At 41.4% G+C, this 18,988-nt stretch carries 16 protein-coding genes and 2 pseudogenes; 1 reads left to right on the plus strand and 17 read right to left on the minus strand.

Annotated features, from left to right (window positions below):
* Nucleotides 1–15 precede the first annotated feature (15 nt).
* The 14 genes and pseudogenes from SK608_RS06695 to SK608_RS06760 form a co-directional block, all read right to left on the minus strand.
* Complete coding sequence (locus SK608_RS06695; RefSeq protein ID WP_033677545.1) at nucleotides 16–1,002, minus strand: glycosyltransferase family 2 protein; 987 nt, start codon at nucleotides 1,000–1,002, stop codon at nucleotides 16–18.
* A gap of 1 nt (nucleotide 1,003) precedes the next feature.
* A complete protein-coding gene (locus SK608_RS06700) occupies nucleotides 1,004–2,107 on the minus strand; it encodes a glycosyltransferase (protein WP_082242433.1) in 1,104 nt (367 codons plus the stop codon).
* Nucleotides 2,097–2,942 (minus strand): LicD family protein, encoded by an 846-nt coding sequence (locus SK608_RS06705; RefSeq protein ID WP_082242435.1) that lies wholly within the window; start codon nucleotides 2,940–2,942, stop codon nucleotides 2,097–2,099. The genes SK608_RS06700 and SK608_RS06705 overlap by 11 nt, the downstream gene beginning before the upstream one ends.
* A gap of 125 nt (nucleotides 2,943–3,067) precedes the next feature.
* Nucleotides 3,068–4,361 (minus strand): annotated as a pseudogene (locus SK608_RS06710) (LCP family protein).
* On the minus strand, nucleotides 4,358–5,206 hold the full coding sequence (pheA, locus tag SK608_RS06715; RefSeq protein WP_033677548.1) for a prephenate dehydratase: 849 nt from the start codon (nucleotides 5,204–5,206) through the stop codon (nucleotides 4,358–4,360). Before pheA ends, SK608_RS06710 begins: the two are co-directional and overlap by 4 nt.
* Entirely contained in the window at nucleotides 5,203–5,679 is a 477-nt protein-coding gene (locus SK608_RS06720) for a shikimate kinase (protein ID WP_033677550.1), read from the minus strand. Before SK608_RS06720 ends, pheA begins: the two co-directional genes overlap by 4 nt.
* Nucleotides 5,672–6,955: a 3-phosphoshikimate 1-carboxyvinyltransferase gene (gene aroA, locus SK608_RS06725; protein ID WP_033677552.1), complete on the minus strand. Its 1,284-nt coding sequence runs from the start codon at nucleotides 6,953–6,955 to the stop codon at nucleotides 5,672–5,674. The genes SK608_RS06720 and aroA overlap by 8 nt, the downstream gene beginning before the upstream one ends.
* Before the next feature lie 91 nt (nucleotides 6,956–7,046).
* Nucleotides 7,047–7,385: a YlbF/YmcA family competence regulator gene (locus SK608_RS06730; protein ID WP_000065978.1), complete on the minus strand. Its 339-nt coding sequence runs from the start codon at nucleotides 7,383–7,385 to the stop codon at nucleotides 7,047–7,049.
* Between the two features lie 10 nt (nucleotides 7,386–7,395).
* Complete coding sequence (locus tag SK608_RS06735; protein WP_001140854.1) at nucleotides 7,396–8,499, minus strand: prephenate dehydrogenase; 1,104 nt, start codon at nucleotides 8,497–8,499, stop codon at nucleotides 7,396–7,398.
* Nucleotides 8,500–8,508: 9 nt separating this feature from the next.
* Complete coding sequence (gene aroC, locus SK608_RS06740; RefSeq protein WP_033677554.1) at nucleotides 8,509–9,675, minus strand: chorismate synthase; 1,167 nt, start codon at nucleotides 9,673–9,675, stop codon at nucleotides 8,509–8,511.
* 9 nt (nucleotides 9,676–9,684) lie between these two features.
* A complete protein-coding gene (gene aroB / locus SK608_RS06745) occupies nucleotides 9,685–10,752 on the minus strand; it encodes a 3-dehydroquinate synthase (protein ID WP_033677556.1) in 1,068 nt (355 codons plus the stop codon).
* A gap of 18 nt (nucleotides 10,753–10,770) precedes the next feature.
* Entirely contained in the window at nucleotides 10,771–11,625 is an 855-nt protein-coding gene (locus tag SK608_RS06750; RefSeq protein ID WP_033677558.1) for a shikimate dehydrogenase, read from the minus strand.
* Entirely contained in the window at nucleotides 11,615–12,292 is a 678-nt protein-coding gene (aroD, locus tag SK608_RS06755) for a type I 3-dehydroquinate dehydratase (protein WP_000767765.1), read from the minus strand. Before aroD ends, SK608_RS06750 begins: the two co-directional genes overlap by 11 nt.
* Nucleotides 12,289–13,452, minus strand: coding sequence for a class I SAM-dependent rRNA methyltransferase (locus SK608_RS06760; protein ID WP_033677807.1), 1,164 nt, complete (start codon nucleotides 13,450–13,452; stop codon nucleotides 12,289–12,291). The genes aroD and SK608_RS06760 overlap by 4 nt, the downstream gene beginning before the upstream one ends.
* 116 nt (nucleotides 13,453–13,568) lie before the next feature.
* Between SK608_RS06760 and SK608_RS06765 the strand changes: the two genes are divergently transcribed.
* Nucleotides 13,569–15,719 carry an LTA synthase family protein gene (locus SK608_RS06765; protein WP_033677561.1) on the plus strand — a complete coding sequence of 717 codons (2,151 nt, stop codon included), beginning with the start codon at nucleotides 13,569–13,571 and terminating at the stop codon, nucleotides 15,717–15,719.
* Between the two features lie 599 nt (nucleotides 15,720–16,318).
* Here the strand turns inward: SK608_RS06765 and SK608_RS11195 are convergent.
* The 3 genes and pseudogenes from SK608_RS11195 to SK608_RS06780 form a co-directional block, all read right to left on the minus strand.
* Nucleotides 16,319–16,396 (minus strand): annotated as a pseudogene (locus SK608_RS11195) (IS200/IS605 family transposase); the annotation flags it as partial.
* Nucleotides 16,397–16,545: 149 nt separating this feature from the next.
* Nucleotides 16,546–17,925, minus strand: a complete 1,380-nt coding sequence (locus SK608_RS06775; protein ID WP_033677565.1) for a DEAD/DEAH box helicase — start codon at nucleotides 17,923–17,925, stop codon at nucleotides 16,546–16,548.
* 246 nt (nucleotides 17,926–18,171) lie between these two features.
* Nucleotides 18,172–18,987, minus strand: coding sequence for an endonuclease/exonuclease/phosphatase family protein (locus SK608_RS06780; protein ID WP_033677568.1), 816 nt, complete (start codon nucleotides 18,985–18,987; stop codon nucleotides 18,172–18,174).
* Nucleotide 18,988: the final 1 nt, after the last annotated feature.

Below are 18,988 nucleotides of genomic sequence, written 5' to 3' on the forward strand. Positions count from 1 at the left end.
TTGCTCACCCCCGTTCTAATGTAATTTTTTAGATTTTTCAATATTTTTTAGTAATAAGAATCGGTATAAGGAAATATTTATGAATAGAGCCAAAGCACTAATTCTTCTCCCCTTACGGAAAATTGGATTCCTAGCAATAGTAAAGGCATGGCCTTTTAAAAAACGATGAATCTGAGAATAGGCTTCAAATTGTTTATACTGATCATCTAGTAACATCTTATCCAGAATAAAAAAGTAGGCATAGGCCAATCTGAAAAAAGCAACCTCTTTCAAATCCGGATAGTTTTTCACAACTTCATTGTAAAACTTTTGGTAGATATCAATATAGGCTAAATCCTTCTCTGCATAGGGTTTAGTCGTAATACTATCCCCTCTATGGAAATAGTAATAATAGGGTTTGGTATTAACAACGTACTTCTTAGCCAACTTGATTAAATCAAAATGATAATAAGCATCTTCATAAATCAATCCCTTTGGAAAGGATAGGGCAGTTGCAATCTGTCTCTTGATTAGCTTATTGCAAATCGTTCCAGGGATTTTTTCACCTATGAGGTATTCCTTTAGAAATGTTTGAGAATCACAGACAAAATAGTCATCCTGATTGGCTGATTGTGGACTTTCATCATTAGCATAGACATTCATGACACCACAGCTTGAGACATCCGCATCTTCTTGAATTAATTGCTCATATAAGCTCTGAATCATTTCTGGATGGATATAATCATCTGAATCAATAAAAATCAGATAATCCCCGTGAGCCTGCTTCATTCCATCATTTCGCGCTTGCGACAAGCCTTCGTTCTTTTTATGAAGAACTGACACCCTATCATCTTGTTTAGCGATTGCATCACACAAGCCACCACTCTCATCTGTTGCACCATCATCAACAAGAATAATTTCCAGATTTTGATAGGTCTGCTTCTGAATGGAAGCTATCGATTTTTCTAGGTACTGCGCCACATTATAGACTGGCACAATCACACTGATTAATGCAGTTTCCATGCTACTCCTCTAATAGTTTTTCTACTTGTTCGATTTGTTTGGCAATTGTGAATTGTTGAATGAATTGACTAGCCTCATTGACATCGAAGTTTGAAGCAGAGGTCATGTAGTCAGTAATTGCCTGAGCTGCCTCTTGATTGCTCTCAATGATTTGTCCAAATTGTCCGTCTTGGGATAATTCCTCAGCCCCTCCAACATCCGTAGAGACAAAAGGAAGTCCTAAACTCAAGGCCTCCACATACACTCCAGGAAAACCTTCTTGTTTAGACATAGACAAGAGAACTTTCATCTGAGATAAATACTGATAAGGATTTTTTTGATAACCAAGGAAATGTACATAGTCTTCAAGCTCATATTCTTTGACGCATTTTTTCAGTTCCTCTTCCATATCACCAGCCCCTATGAAATAGAGATGATAGTTTTTTCCCTCTTGGTGTAATAAGCGTATCACTTCCACCACACGGTCAGAACCCTTATTTTCCTCAATCCGTCCGATAGTACAGATACTTTGAGGCGCAATCTCGATATCGATCTTCTCTTGAGATTTTTCTAAAATAGTCTTAAAGTCATATCCATTGTAAACTGTCCGTAATTTCGAAGCATAATCTGGATAAACTTCCTTGATAGAATTGCTGGTTTTATTCGAAATTCCTACAATGGTATCCGCAGCATCCAACTGGCATCTATGTGATTCTCTTTTTGAGCTATCCTTAAGAAATTCTTCGATACTTCCATGAATCCAGGAGATTTTCTTGACTTCTTCTCTTTTAGAGAACAAAAGTGGAGGATTCATAATGGTAAAGGAAACTTCAACATCATAGTCATCTTTCACCAGTAAGCGACGTGTCAATCTTGGGAAATAAATTCTCATTCTCCATAAAAGAGCTCGAATCCATCTGGCTTGGCGATAATCCTGAAGGGATTTTAAAATGCGTACATGCTTGGGAACAGATTCGTATCCCTTGTCAAAGTGCTCCATTTCAAGAATATCAATATCATATTTTTCTGGATCCAGATTTGAAACAATTGTCGACAGAATCTTCTCTGCTCCACCTCCGAGAGAAAAAGACCACATAAAAAATAATATTTTTTTCTTAGCCACCATATTCTCCCTTGTATTCTGTATAAGACTTATCCATATCAGCGATGACAGCATCATGATGCGGTACTTGCTTGTCTGCTGGCGGAGGAGTCATATAATCCCCAAAAGCTGTGCTGAGATAGGCATCGTAGCCAACTGGAATAGGCATCTCTGTTCCTTCAAATGGTAAGAAAAGATTGTCTTCAAAAGATGCGATTGGGTACTTGTTTCTCATGTAGCCAGGACCTGAGCATAATTCTGTGATGCCATCGCTCTCATCCAGACTATACTTGGTCATTTCTTTCTCAGCTTTTTTCCAAATACGATAACGGAGAGATTTTGGCGTCACGCCCAGTAAAATACGGCTTCCCCATTTCATAAGTGCACCATGCTTTTCTGGAATAGTTTGGGCACAAAAGAGTGAATAAATCAAGGCCCAGCGAACCTGTTTCTTCCGCTCAGCTGGATTTTTCGGATAATAATCCAAAGGCAACACATCCAAGGCCAAACCATGTGGCAATTCTAAATCCTGCTGATAAGGCTTAATACAGGTAGTTTCCTTGTCACGAATGGTAATAAAAAGATTGCGGTCGACAAAATCCTTGTTACTCTTCGACAAGAAATAACGCTCATCTGCATAACGAGGCCATAATTCTGCTAATTTCTCATAATCTTTACGGGGCATAAAAAAATCTAGATCATCATCCCAAGGAATAAAACCCTTGTTTCGAAGGGCACCAATAGCACCTCCACCACAAAGATAACAAAGCAAATCATGTTCTTTACAAAAGGCCACAAAATATTCAGCCATCTCCAGACTTCGAGCCTGAATTGCTTTTAAATCAGTCATATTGTTCATTATTCTTTCTATTGTATCGTTCCATTATACCACAAATAGGGGGTGAAAATCTATTGTAGACTGTAAAAAATCAAAGCCTGACTACTATCCAAATAGCTATCAAACTTTGATTTTTCTGTCTTATCTTATCTCAAGCCCATCTGAGACAATTTATTCTGATATTTGTTTTGATCGACAAGCAAGCCCAAGCCTCCATAAACATCATAGGCATCTACCCAGTCACCCAGTTCTGGAATCGTCAATTTTTCAATGCCATTTTGAGCTCCGTCTAGGAAAGACAAGCCATTTGTTAACAGGAAGGTATAAGGAACATTCGTTGAGGTCATTGCGAATACCTTGCCAAGTGCCTCTGAGCCTGTAAAGAGCTTGGTTGGATCCTTGATTTGCTGAAAAACTGCTGTCAGTACTTGTTGCTGTCTTTTGGTACGGCCGTAATCCGCCTCATCATCATCACGGAAACGAGCATAATTGAGCAAGGTCGAGCCATTCATCTGCTGTTTTCCGACTTTGATGGTTTGGGTTGGAGACTCAGTCTCAGTCGCGTGTAAATCATCGCCGACTGTAGCTTCTGTTAGTGGACGCCCATTCAATGTTGAAAATTGAGCATCAATTGTCACCCCATCAGGGAAAAGTGTGTCAATCGCTGTAGCAAAGGCCTGAAAATCGACCAAGGCATAGTACTTAATATCCAAATCAAAATTATCTTTCAAAACTTGACGAACCATTTCTGCCCCTTTTTGCCCCTCTTGTTCTCCTAACTCATAGGCTACGTTTAACTTGTTATCCGTCTGTTTTCTACCGTTAATGACTTGGCTATAACCGTCTATATAAACCAAATTGTCACGCATGAAGCTGACCAGCTTAATTTTCTTATCCGAACCGCCAACATTTAATACCATAATAGAGTCCGTTCGCGTCTCAGCACTATTTTGACCAATTCGCCCATCTGTACCCATAATCAAAATATTAACACCATCTCTGGTATCCTGACCATTAAAGACTTCTACTTGAGCTGCCCTGGCATTGGCAATTTTATCTGGATTAACATTGGTATAACCTTTTAAGAACATAAAAATCATACCCAATGCTAGACAAGCTAAGATAGCCAGTAATCCTGCGAAAATGCGCCCCCACCGTAGCTTCCGCTTTTTAGTTTTTTCTTTGGAAGAGAATTGATTTTCTGGTATCTCTCAGAACGACTACGGCTATTATAAGAAGGAATCGAAGTGGTAGCACTTGTCTTTCTATAATCCTCGGTCAATTCTTGACTTTCTGAGGGAGCGTCACTACTTGCCTTACTTAATTTATCTTGCAGGTAAGCAAACTCTTTTTTTCTCGCTCATTGAGGTAATGAATATTCTTAAAAAGATAGTCATAACGCAACTGCTCATGATGGCTTAAGGGATTTTCTTTACTCATCTTCTCTCCTTTCCATGGTCTGATATTGGATAAATAGGATAGGCGCCCAGTACTTTATACTGGATTCCTATGGCTTCTAATTCTTTTTGGGCAAAGTGGACCAAGTCCTTATCAGCATAGTCCACATCGATAATGAAAAAGTATTCGCCCAACGCTGTCTTGAGTGGACGACTTTCAATTTTTGTCAGGTCAATTCCTCGCCAAGCAAAGGTCGAAAGAGCCTTGTAGAGTGCACCTGGAAGGTTGTCAGGTAAGGTCAGGGCCAAACTCATTTTTTCAGTTTGTGCTTGCAAGGGAATACTAGGCTTTTCAGCTCCTAGAACCCAGAATCGTGTGAAATTGGCTTCCATTTCCTGAATATCCTCGGCAATCAGTTCCAAGCCATATTCTTCAGCAGAACTTCTAGGTGCAATGGCTGCATAAGGCTGGTCTGGATGTTCGGAAATAAAGCGGGCCGCATAAGCTGTACTAGCTGTCACCTCAATTTGAGCCTCTGGATACTGTTCATCGATGAATTTCTTTCCTTGAGCCAAGGCCTGTGGATGTGAAAAAATCTTTTCAATCTTAGTATGACCTGGAACCACCATCAACTGCTGATGAATAGGCTGAACGATTTCTGCCACTGCTTGAATGCGAGCCTGATGAAAAAGGTAGTCCAAGGTTTCATGAACACTACCCTCAATAGAATTTTCAACTGGCACCACAGAATAGTTCACCAAGCCTTGCTCATAGGCCTTGATGACATCTGTAATATTGGCAAAGGCCTGCAATTCCTCATGAGGAAAAGCTGTCTGCACAACGTGGTGTGAAAATGATCCCTTGGGACCTAGATAAGCAATTTTCATCTCAGTTCCTCTATAATTTCATCTGGGCTTAGCTTGGTCACATCCAAAACCCGACTGGCTACTTCCTCATACCAAGCCTGTCTTTCTTGGAAAATAGCTGCTAGTTCTTCCTTGCTATTATTTAGAAAAAGCGGACGCTGATTGTCCTTATCAGCTGCGATACGTTGGTAGAGGGTTTCAAAATCTGATTTCAGGTAGATGTTATCTGTATTAGTCTTTAGTAAGTCACGATTTCTCTGAGAAATAACCACTCCTCCTCCAGTTGACACGACTCGGTCTCTTTGTAGTAACTCAGCTAGGACTTCAGACTCTATCTGACGAAAAGCTTCTTCCCCATTTTCCGAGAAAAATTCCGCAATGGACATACCTAGGCGTTTCTCTATCATAGCATCCATATCAAGGTAATTAGGGTCCAAGCCTCTTGCAATAGTCGATTTGCCAGCCCCCATAAATCCTAGTAATACCTTAGCCATGAATCAAGTTCTCCAAATCATCAAAGAAGCTAGGATAGCTGGTATTGATGGCTTCTGCACGGTCAAGCTCCACCTCTCCATCAGCAACCAAGAGGGCCGCGATAGCCGTCATCATGCCGATTCGGTGGTCTCCAAAAGTATTGACTCTAGCACAGTGAAGGGCTGATTTTCCTTTGATAATCATTCCATCAGCTGTAGGAGTAATATCTGCTCCCATGCTATTTAAGGCGTCTGCCACAACCTGAATGCGGTCTGTTTCCTTGACCTTGAGCTCCTCAGCATCCTTGATAACTGTTACACCTTGGGCTTGAGTCGCAAGCAGGGCAATAATGGGCAATTCATCAATCAAACGTGGAATCAAAGCGCCACCAATCTCTGTTCCTTTCAAGTCAGAAGACTCAACAGTCAAAGTAGCAGATTTAGCGACTGGATCGATTTCAGTTATTTCCAATTTTCCACCCATGGCACGAATGACATCAATGATACCTGTACGCGTTTCGTTAATACCAACATTCTTCAGCACTAGACGAGAATTTGGAACAATCAAACCTGCTACCAGCCAAAAGGCTGCACTGGAAATATCTCCTGGAACAACCACCTTTTGTCCTGTCAATTTTTGTGGTCCTTGGACTGTGATTTTCTTACCGTCCACACTTAAATGACCACCAAATTGTTGCAGCATATCTTCAGTATGATTACGGGTACACTCTTTTTCGATAATTACGGACTCTCCCTGAGCCTGCAAGGCCGCAAACATCAAGGCTGACTTGACTTGGGCAGAGGCAATTGGCAACTCATATTGAATAGGTCTTAGGTTTTTCGTCCCTTTTAAATGAAGGGGAGGAAGGTCTCGCTCAGTTTGTCCCGAAATGCTGACGCCCATTTTTTTCAGTGGAATAGTCACACGATCCATAGGACGTTTGGAAAGACTGTCATCGCCAAACATCTCTACTTCAAAATCTGCACCAGCAAGGACACCTGAAATCAGGCGAATCGAGGTTCCAGAATTTCCCATATCAAGGGCATTTTGCGGAGCTTTTAAGCCATCCATACCGACACCTTGAATGGTAATAACCTCATCTTTATCCTCAATCTCAACACCAAGGTCACGAAAAACTTTAATAGTTGAGAGCACGTCCTCGCCCCTTAAAATATCATAAACCTTTGTCTCACCCTCAGCCAAACTTCCAAAGATAATGGAACGGTGACTGATAGACTTGTCACCTGGAACGCGGATACTGCCATGTAAGTGGCTAATGTTTGTTTTTAGTTTCATACTGGACCTCATACTTGCAATACTTTTACCTATTTTATCATAAAAAGCCAGAAATTCCTTAAAAATTCCTGACTTTAGGATTGTTATTTTATTATTTTAGCAATTCTGAAACTGGTTCAAAAACAATTTTTTCAATGTCAGAAAGGTAAATGGCCAATTGTTGTTGCTTGGTAAAGAATTCTGACAAGAGGCTGTTCCCCTGAATCTGCTTGCCAAAGCCTTCCATCTTAGCTTGGAAGGACGCATCTGGCATTTGCCCTGTCTGTGCCAGTTTTTGAATTTCCTCTTGAAAGGCAACATATTCTGTAAAGATTTTGCTTGCCTCAGCATCTGCTGAAATAGCATCTTTAGCTGCTTTGACAGCCTTGTATTCTGGTAATTCGCGTAGACCGCGACTGAGTTCATTTGCACTATCGTAAATATTTGACATGATTTTCTCCTTATTTGACAACGACTGTGTAGTCGGTATTTTCTGTTATGAGATGCTCAGCTCGTTCCAAGTCTTGAGCGTTTTTAAATGAAATTTGTAGGATCCCGTGAATATCTTCACGGTTTTCCTCATTGATGTGAATATTAACCAAGGAAGTTCCACGTAGCAATTCCAAAATCCTCAAGATGACATCTTCTTCATCGGGAACATCGACATAGAGGTCGTAAGAACTGTCCACTCCACCACGCTTATGGATTTCCATGGCCTGACGTTGCTCACGCGCTTTATTGAAAAAGTTCCAAACCTGCTCCTCATCTCCCTTGCTGATGGCTTGTCCAACCTCATCTAAACGTCCCTTGAAATCCTCAATTCGGTCTAGAATAGTCTCACGATTGGACAAGAGAATGGATGTCCACATACCTGGCTCGCTTTCCGCAATTCGAGTCATATCTCGAAAACCACCGGCCGCAAAATGCCTTGCCATCTCATGTTCTTGAGCATAGACCGCGGTCTGCTCCATGAGACTAGAAGCTAGAATATGAGGGAAATGGCTAATCTGAGAAGTGACTCGATCATGCTCCTTGGCATCAATCTCGATAAAGCGAGCATGAAGACCTGAAAGCAAGTCCTTCATTTCCTCAAGCGTGTCTTGACCTGTCAGACTCGAAGGTGTAAAGATATAATAGGCATTTTCAAAGAGATTGACATCCGCAGAGGCGGCCCCTGTCTTGTGACTACCAGCCATAGGATGAGCACCGACAAAGCGAACAGGCTTACCAGCTAAATACTGCTCCGCCGCATCCACAATAGCTGACTTGGTCGAACCGGCATCTGAAATAATCACTCCTTCTTTCAAGTCCAAGTCGGCCAACTCCTTAATGAAAGCAATGGTTTGTTTGATTGGCAAACTGAGGATGATGATATCTGCCAAAGGAGCAAAACTGGCAAAATCATCCGTTGCACGGTCAATCATGCCTTCTTTCAAGGCAATATCTCTCGAAGCTTGACTGCGATTATAACCTAAAATTTCATAATCTGGATGATCACGTTTGATACCAAGTGCCATAGAGGCACCAATCAATCCAAGACCTGCGATATAGACTGTTTTTGCCATAGGAACTCCTTAATAGTTCTTTGTATAGTCTCGGTGTTTAGCTACCGCTTCTTTTAATTCCTCAAGATTATCTGATGAGAATTTTTCAAGGATTTCTTGTGCCAGAACCGTTGCTACAACAGCTTCCATGACCACTCCTGCAGCTGGAAGAGCGGTCGGATCACTTCTCTCCACGGTTGCCTTGTAGGGTTCGTGGGTTTCGATATCCACACTCATAAGTGGTTTATAAAGAGTAGGAATAGGTTTCATGACTCCACGAACAACGATGGGTTGCCCATTGGTCATACCACCTTCAAAGCCCCCTAGATTGTTGGTACGGCGAGTATAGCCATCTTCTTTAGACCAGAGAATTTCGTCCATAACTTGGCTGCCTTTGCGGTAACCAGCTTCAAAGCCAAGACCAAATTCCACCCCTTTAAAAGCATTGATAGAAACAACGGCTTGGGCCAATCTCGCATCCAATTTTCTGTCCCATTGAACATAGGAACCAAGTCCTACTGGTACGCCTCCGACGACTGTCTCCACAACTCCACCGATGGTATCACCGTCACGTTTGATTTGGTCAATATAGTCCTTGATTTCCTGTTCTCGTTCTTTGTTGACAATAGAAACTTCAGACTGGGCAGCTTGTTGCTTGATTTCAGCGACTGTCAGATTTTCAGGTACATCGATTTCCTTGCCACCAAAGACCACAACATGGTTAGCAATCTCCATATCCAGTTCAGCTAAGAGACGTTTGGCTACAGCCCCAACTGCCACTCGCATGGTGGTTTCACGAGCTGATGAACGTTCCAAAGAATTCCGTAAATCATCAAAACGGTACTTGATGCCTCCAACCAAATCGGCATGACCTGGGCGAGGATGGGTGATTTTTCGTTTGCTTTTAAGGCGGTCTTCAATGTCCTCCGCAGACATGATGTCCAGCCATTTTTGGTGGTCCTTATTGATGACATCCATAGTAATGGGAGCCCCTGTCGTTTTCCCATGGCGAACGCCCGATGTAAAGACAACCTGGTCACTCTCAATCTTCATACGACCACCACGACCGTAGCCACCCTGACGGCGTTTAAGATCCACATTAATATCCTCAGCTGTCAAAGGAAGTCCAGCTGGAATTCCTTCAATGATAGCCGTCAGACGGGGGCCGTGTGATTCTCCTGCAGTTAAATATCTCATACACTCTCCTTATTTTACCAAGTAGTCTTTCATCTCTTCCAGAGAAACTGGGTGAATGGTTGCCGAACCAAGCTCTGGCACCAAGACCAATTTCAAGGTATTGCCACGCGCTTTCTTATCATGAGTCAAAGCTTGATAAAGCTTATCAACATCCCAGTTTTCATAGTCAACAGGTAGTCCAAATTTCTGACACATCTCTGTGATAGATTGGGTAATGCCAGCCGGCATGAGGCCTTTTTCCTCAGCAACCTTGGATATCTGCACCATTCCCATGGCCACAGCCTCTCCATGCATGACTTTGCCATAGCCGGCCGTCGCTTCAATAGCATGACCAATAGTGTGGCCAAAATTGAGGTAAAGACGAACACCATTATCCAACTCATCCTCAACTACCATCTTGCGCTTAACCTGACAAGAATGTTCAATCAAGGTCTCTGCATGCTCAAAAATGCTCTCTACAGTACCATCTAGCTCCGTCAATAGAGTCCATAGTTCTGGATCCTCAATCAAGCCATATTTGATAACTTCACCCATCCCTTCAATCAACTCTCTTTTTCCGAGCGTTTCAAGGACAAGTGGATCGATCAGAACCCCATCTGGTTGGGCAAAAGTTCCTACCATATTCTTAGCAAATGGAGTATTGACGCCTGTCTTTCCACCGATAGAAGAATCCACCTGTGCTGTCAAACTAGTCGGAATCTGAACAAAGTGAATACCTCGCATATAGGTAGAGGCCACAAAACCAGCCAGGTCCCCAACGACACCACCACCAAGAGCCACAATTCCATCGCTACGAGTTAGCCCCTGCTTAACTAGGAATTCATAGACTTTCTGAACAGTGGTTAAATTCTTTCTTTCTTCACCTTCTAAAAAGTCAAAAACAGCTACCTGAAAACCAGCATCTTCTAGGCTGAGCTTGACCTTCTCTGCATAAAGAGAAGCTACATGGTTGTCTGTTACAATGACCACTTTTTGTGGTTGCCAGAGTTCTCGCAACCACTGACCAGCTTGAGCCAGACAACCTTTTTCAATCTGAATATCATAAGGATGATGAGGAATATCGATTCTGATTTTCATAGGAGAATCTCCCTTTCTTTATTGGTATTTTTCTGTTAAAGACTGCCAAATTTCTTCTGTTGGCATTTCCTTGCCTGTCCACAGTTGAAAGGCTTCTGCAGCTTGATAGAGCAACATTCCTAGACCATTGACCGCTGGATTGCCCTGCCTCCTAGCCCATTTCAAAAATGGAGTTTCAAAGGGTTGGTAAATGATATCTGCTACTAAGATAGTTTCTGGCAAATTGATGCTTTCTGGAACTGGAGAGGATTTGCCATCCATGCCCACACTGGTGGCATTGATCAGTAAATCCGAGTCAGTAATCCTTTCCTGCAAGACAGGAACATCTTCTAAAGCATACAAGTCCACTTTAAAGCCTGTTTGCTCCTGTAACTTGTCTAGGTAGGGTCTTGTTTTTTCCATAGAAACTGAACGAACAAAGACCGAAATCTGACTGACGCCGTCCAAAATAGCTTGTGCCAAAATGGACTTGGCCGCACCACCTGCACCCAGCAGGGTCATCTTCTTACCTGTAATTGTAAAAGAAGGCAAGCTCTTAAAAAATCCCTTGCCATCTGTATTATATCCAATTAAATTGCCATTATGATTGACAACCGTATTGACCGCACCGATCAAGCGCGCTTCGTCACTCAGCTCATCCAAATAGGGAATTACCTGTTCCTTATAGGGCATGGACAGGTTGATGCCAAACATCTGGTAGCGAAGAATATTGGCCACTGTTTCTGCCAAATCACCCGCTTCAATCTCCCAAGCCACATAAGCACCATTGGTAGCTGTCGCCTCAAAGGCACTATTGTGAATAAAAGGGGAAATAGAATGTTTAATAGGATTGGCAACAACTGCAGCTAAACGTGTATAGCCATCAAGCTTCATCCAAAATCTCCCTGATTTTTTTCATGTTAGCTAGAGAAATCTGACCAGGGGCACTAGCCTCATCCAGACTGGCAAAAGACCAACTCGAACCTGTCACATCCGCAGTGATACGAGAGACCTTGCCCACCTTGCCCATAGAAATAGTTACATACTCTTGCTCAGGATTGAGGGTTTTAAAGCCTCGTGTATAGTTCATCAAGTCTAGCACATCCTGCTCCGTGTGAGCCATCACCGCGACCTTAACAAGTTTTGGATTTAGGCTCGTCAACTCTGACAAGATTTCCATCATATTTTCAGGTGTTTCTTGGAAATTGTGGTAACTCAAAACGAGATTTGGAAAGTCCAGCATTTCCTCAAAAACATCCTTGTAGCTATAGTACTCAAAATCAATATAGTCTGGTTGATAGAGTTGCGCCACTTCCTTGATGAGATGGATATATTCTTCTGGAGAAAGGTCGATTTCTCCCCCTTCAGAGCGAGTTCGTAGCGTGAAAACCAACTCACGACCTGCGAATTTTTCAAAAATCGCTGGAGCCACCTGCAAAATCGCTTCTTTAGGCAGATAGTCGGCACGCCATTCAATGATGTCGGCATCCAGGTACCTCGTGGCGTCCAGAGCCTGGGCCTCCTCTAAACTTCTTGGCATTACTGAAACGATTAATTTCATTTACTAACCTTCATACTAATCACCTTGAGGTAATTACTACTTTCATCTTTTTTATTATAGGCAAAATCTGCTGGAAGACCGTATTTGTTTAAAATCTGGTAACTTCTTCCTGCAAAGCCTTTATCAATTTGTTCTGTAAATTTCTGACGGGAAACATTGGCAGCATTGGTACTGGCAATGATAATCCCTCCCGGATTTAAAATCTCAAGACTCTGGGATATCAACTTGTGATAATCCTTGGCCACAGAGAAGGTCTGTTTTTTGTTCCGAGCAAAGCTAGGAGGATCTAGTACAATCACATCGTAGGTCAAGCCTTTTCGCTTGGCATACTTGAAATATTCAAAGACATCCATGACTATAAAACGATGGTCGCCTGTGCTGATTCCATTTGCCTGAAAATGCGCTTGAGACAATTCTCGTGAACGTTTAGCTAGGTCAACCGAAGTAGTCTGGCTTGCTCCTCCCATGGCCGCAGCTACTGAAAAGGCTGCTGTGTAGGAAAACATATTGAGCAAGGATTTACCCATAGCCAATCCATCCACTAAACTACCGCGGACTTCATGCTGGTCTAGGAAAATTCCTGTCATCAAGCCATCATTCATAAAGACTTGATACAGAACACCATTTTCTAAAACAGTGAAAAAGTCAGGTGCTTCTTGACCATAAACATGGGCTGATTCATAGTCCAACCCCTTAAAGCGTATCTTCTCATATGTCCCTAAGACCTCAGGAAAAACCTGTCTAAAAGCTTCTGAGATAACCTTGCGAATCTGATAAACATAAGAGTTATACCAAGAAAAGACAGCATAGTCGCCATAAAGGTCCACTGTCAGACCGCCAAAGCCATCTCCCTCTTGGTTGAAGAGACGAAAGGCAGTTGTCAAATCATCTTGATAGTAGGCGCTTCTCTTTTCTTTAGCTTGTCTAAACAGCATTTCAAAGAAAGCTTGATTGAAGGTCACCTTGTCCTTACTAACAAACCAGCCCAAGCCCTTGTTTTGCTGGGAAAGGTAGGCAGTCCCAAGAAAGTTTCCTTCTTGACTCTGCACTTCTACTTCCTGATCCTTAAGATTGACATTCTCAAGATCACTGGCTTCTAGTAAAACCAGACCTTTGGCGAGCTTCTTTTCAACCCTTTTACTAACTCTTATTCTATTCATAACTACCATTATATCAAACTTTTAGCCAATTCTCAAAAAAGAAACTACCCTTGCTTTTTTACTCTTCTTTTAAAAAATGGTATACTAATACTAATAAAAAATTAGGAAGTAAATGTGTGAAAAGCAATTTTAACAAAATCCAAAAAGCCATCGGTACCAGACTGGGTTTTGTCCTAACCCTTTTAATCCTCTATTGGCTCAAAACCTTATTAGCCTATACCGTTGACTTTAATTTAGATATTCAAGTTGGCAAGTTGCAGGGAAATTACCTTGCCTTTATCGCCTTTTTCAATCCTCTTCCTTTGGGACTCCTCCTGCTGGCTCTAGCCCTCTATGCTCGGTCAACCAAGATCTTTTATGGCCTGAGTATAGCTATTTATAGCCTTTTATTCATTTGGCTCTATTCCAATGTCTTTTACTATCGAGAATTTAGCGACTTTATCACGGCTAATACCATGAAGGTGGTCAGCAAGGTGTCTGTCGGCACTGCGGAATTAGAGTTACTGCGTCCTTGGGATTTCATCTATTTTATGGATTTCCCATTGCTGGCTTTCCTTTTCTATAAAAAACTCATCAAGCTGGACAGGAGACCTTTCAAATTCCGCTCCAGTGTTGCTATCACTGCACTCTCAGCCTTGCTCTTTTCTGCTAATCTTTTCTTGGCTGAAATTGAGCGTCCCGATCTCCTATCGCGAGGATTTTCGAATTATTATGTTGTTCGCGCCCTCAGTTTGCCAGCCTTTTTAGGCTATAGTGCCAACCAATCCTACAGTGCAAACAAAGAACGTGCCAAGGCCTCTGAGACTGATCTTCAACCTATTACAGATTATATTCAAGAACATTCTGCTAAACCCAATCCAGACTATTTCGGCTTAGCCAAAGGGAAAAATGTGATTTATCTCCACTTGGAGAGTTTTCAGCAGTTCCTACTGGACTATAAACTCAACATAGATGGAACTGAGCATGAAGTCACTCCCTTCCTCAACTCCCTCTACCATTCGCAATCTACACTAGCCTTTTCGAATATCTTTAACCAAGTCAAGGCTGGTAAGACCTCAGATGCAGAAACTATGCTGGAGACCGGTTTATTTGGCCTTGACCAAGGTTCCTTTATGGTCAACTACGGTGGCACCAATACCCAGCAGGCAGCACCTTTTATCCTATCAAAAAATGGATACCAATCAAGTGCTGTCTTTCACGGTAATATCGGGACCTTCTGGAACCGAAATACGACCTACAAACAATGGGGCTACCAATACTTCTTTGATGCTTCCTATTTTACCAAGCAAAACAGTAGCAATTCTTTCCAATATGGTTTAAATGATAAAATCATGATGAAAGATTCTATCCAATATCTGGAACACTTACAGCAACCTTTTTACGCTAAGTATATCACGGTGTCCAACCACTATCCTTATGCTAGCAATCTGACGGGCGATGAGCTTGGTTTCCCCTTGGCCAAGACCAAAGATGAAACTATCAATGGCTACTTCCAAACAGCCAACTATCTGGACAGTGCCATCAAGGCCTTCTTTGACTATCTCAAAGAAAGTGGCCTCTATGAAAAATCCATCATCGTCATTTACGGAGACCACTATGGCATTTCCAACTCCCGCAATCCTGAACTAGCACCTTTGATTGGAAAAATTTCTGAGAACTGGTCGAATTATGACAATGCCATGTTGCAACGAGTGCCTTTTATGGTGGTCATGCCTGGCTATGAAAAGGGGCAAATCATCAATACCTACGGTGGGCAAATCGATATCTTACCGACTCTCGAACACCTCCTTGGTATTGAGTCCAATTCCTTCCTTCAAGTCGGCCAAGACCTCCTATCACCAGACCACCAAGAAATCGTTGCCTTTCGAACTGCCAATTCCTTCGTCACACCAAAATATACCAACTACGACGGACGAACCTACTATACTGAGAGCGGTCTTGAAATCAGCAATCTTGATGAACAAGCTCAGACTGAACTAGAAATTGTTCGTCAAGCAGCTAGTCAACAGCTAAAAATCAGCGATCAGATTCAAACTGGCGATTTGATACGTTTCTACCAAGCAGATCATCTTGGAAAAGTTGATACAGAAAGTATTTCTTACCTCAATTCTTTACCAATTCTGCAAAAGATTGAGCAGGAAAAAGGTAGTCAATCAACCAGTCTCTTTAGCCAACGAAAAGGTAAAACCAGTGCTGACCTTTTCAAGGCACCAAGTTACCAAGAACTCCATCCAGAGTCGGCAGAAACCGAATCAAAATCACAATAAAAAATGCTCTTCCGCCTTGGAGGAGCATTTCTTTTTATCAAATAAAATTCAACTAAAATCAAAGAGCAAACTAAGAAACTAGCCTCAGATTAACTGTAAGATTGTAGGTAGAGAGGCTGTATCAGTAATATATGTCTGTCAAGTTTAGTGACAAATATAGTAGAAGAAATATGAGGATATAAATCAGATTCAGTAGATATCTAGAAAATTTGATTCTATAGAGAAGCCTTTTGTTACAAATTCAATATACTATCAACAAATAATATTATAGAAGCAACAACAATTATAATTTCACCTATCTGCATAATCCTATTTCGAACTCTAAATATATGTTCTATCAAAAATACTTGTATCACACACATTAAAGGAATTAACGTTTTTGAAATTGAAAAATATCCAAATAAATAAACTATAAACAACAAAAATAGAAACTTGTTATATTTCTTATTCATGACATTCCCCTCTTTATTTTTTGATTACCAATCTTAATCATTTACAACTACATTATAACAAACGACAAAATTCTTGTTAACAAATATTGCCATTTTTTAAAATTTTTTGTGATTCGAATGTGATAAACTACTTTGATATTGATTTTAGATAACTTTTCGTCTATACTTAGGGGTGAACACAAAGTGATACTTTGTGTGCGATAAACTATGAGCCTTTTGTACCATATTTTTCTCCTTTCGCTTTACAATTGGCTTGAACACCTTTATTGTATCGCGTTTGGAGTTTTTTTGGTATAACCTTCGACGCACACCCGCATAGCGGGTGGTTTTTTGTCTCGCACCTAACGGAGTGAGACGGACTGAAAGTCACATAATTAAAAAAGTTGGAGCTCATTACTCCAACAATTACTATTAAAATGTTTGGCGTTTTGCTTTACGCTCTGCACGGCCGCGAGCACGATTTTCAGCACGCTTGGTTTTGCGGCGCTTTTCATCAACCGCCCATTGAATTTTCTTCTTATAACCCGGTTTGACTTTTTTCTTTTCTTTTTAACCAAACCAATCATTTCGATATCGAGCTTATCTTGTTTTTTCTCACGGTTTGCACGACGATCACGGTCATAGGTATCTTGGAATTCCCCGTCTTTGACCATCTTAGGAGTAAACTTGATTCCCAATTTCTCCAACTCACGGATATCCGAGTCATCGCTTGGCTGATATAGGGTAATAGCTGTACCTGGTAGGCCATTGCGTCCGGTACGACCAACACGGTGCACAAAGAAGGATAAGTCTTGCGGAATGGCATCATTGATGACATGGCTGACACCTTCAATGTCAATCCCACGCGCTGCCAAATCTGTTGCGACAATGTACTCAAAATCCAGATTTTTCACCTGATTCATGATACGCTTGCGCTCACGAGGTGCAATATCCCCATGGATTTTTGCCACCTTTAAGCCTTGAGCAGTCAGATATGAATGCAATTCATCAGCACGCGTTTTAGTGTTAACAAAAATCATTGCCAAATACGGTTGCATCAACTGAGTCAACTGATAAATTTGAGCATTCTTATCACGTCCCTTAGTAGAAATCAACCAATTATCAATGGTATCAGAAATGACCGTTTTGGTCTTGATTTTCTCCATGACAGGATTTGACAAGTATTTTTTCAAGAATGGTTGCAGTTTTTGTGGAATAGTCGCTGAGAAAACCATGAATTGCAAGTCTTTTGGAAGGCTTCCAGCAATCTTATCAACAGTTTCTAAGAATCCCATATCCAAGGTCATGTCTGCCTCATCGACCACAAAGGTCTTGGCCTTGTGAATAGCCAAATCACCAGATTTAACCAAGTCGTAGATACGGCCTGGTGTTCCGATAACAATATGAGGCTGATTGCTTGCCAATTTTTCAATCTGGCGAGCCTTATCTGTCCCTCCCACATAATTAACCACACGAACTTCGACATCTGAGTGAGCTGAAATCTGACGCGCTGCTTGGTAAATTTGAGTAGCCAACTCACGGCTCGGTGCAGTAATGACTGCTTGAACACTATCGTTGGTTTCATCTAATTGCTGGAAAATCGGCAATAGGAAAGTGTGAGTCTTACCCGAACCTGTTTTTGATTCACCGACTAGGTCACGACCTGCCAAAACAATCGGAATCAACTTGTCTTGCACCTCTGTTGGAGTTGTAAATTTCAACTCCTCCAAGGCTTCTCTAATATAGTTTTTAAATTGAAATTTCGTAAATGACATAATATCCTCGATTCTATCTATCTTACCAATTATACCATATTTTATTCCATTTCAGTATCCTCACTTATTTATACTCAATGAAAATCAAAGATCAAACTAGGAAGCTAGCCGCAGGCTGTACTTGAGTACAGCAAGGTGAAGCTGACGTGGTTTGAATTTGATTTTCGAAGAGTATTAGGCTATTTCCAGTACCTTTTCTAGTCAGAAAAAGGCTGGAACTTCATGATTCCAACCTCTTTTCAATCTTTATTTCCAGTTTAAAGTAGCATTCAAGCCATAGTGATCACTCACTTGTGGACTCTTGTTACCATCAAATACGACATGTAAATTTTCCACCGCTAACTCTTTGGTAGTAAAGACATAATCGATTCGAAGAGGTTCAGTGTTCCCTTTCCAGCCATCAATTTCTGGTGGAACGGTATAGCTACCGCTTTTCTCTTGAGCAACTTCAAATGCGTCTTGTAAACCCAATGGACTAGCTAAAATAGCTTGGTAGCCTTCCTGTCCAGCCGGATTGTTAAAATCTCCAGCTAGCAAAAGCGGCTTGTTCAATTCTTTCAAGACAGCCTCAAATCGTGCCCATTCTTCTTGGAAACCTTTATCCCACCAAGAAAGGTGGACACTTGCAACTGCAAGCTCCTTACCATCAACTACAGTTTCAGCCAAGGCAACACGGCGAGTATGATAGTCTGTTGGATCATCCACATCTGAAACCAAAATTTCTCTGGCTTCAATAGGTGTTTTAGACAAGATAGCCACACCTTCGTGGTAGCGATCATAACCGATATGGTTATAGGCCCAAGTCCAGTAGTAATCTTTCCCTTGCTCAGACAACTTTTCAACCAAGAGTCTAACATAGTGGTCTTGATGAATAGGCTCAGCAGCTGGCAAAGCTTGATAAAGATCATTAACCTCCACCACTGGCGAAGTGATTTCCTGATTGATTTCTTGGAAACAAATCAAATCATAGTCCTTTTCAAGAATATCCTCAAGCAAAATCTGGAATTTTTCCTCAGCTTCTTTTTCCATCCAACTATGAGTATTGAGTGTTAAAAATTTCATT

Origin of the sequence: Streptococcus mitis subsp. hohhotensis (genome assembly GCF_000722775.1) — a bacterium.
Lineage (GTDB): Bacteria > Bacillota > Bacilli > Lactobacillales > Streptococcaceae > Streptococcus > Streptococcus carlssonii.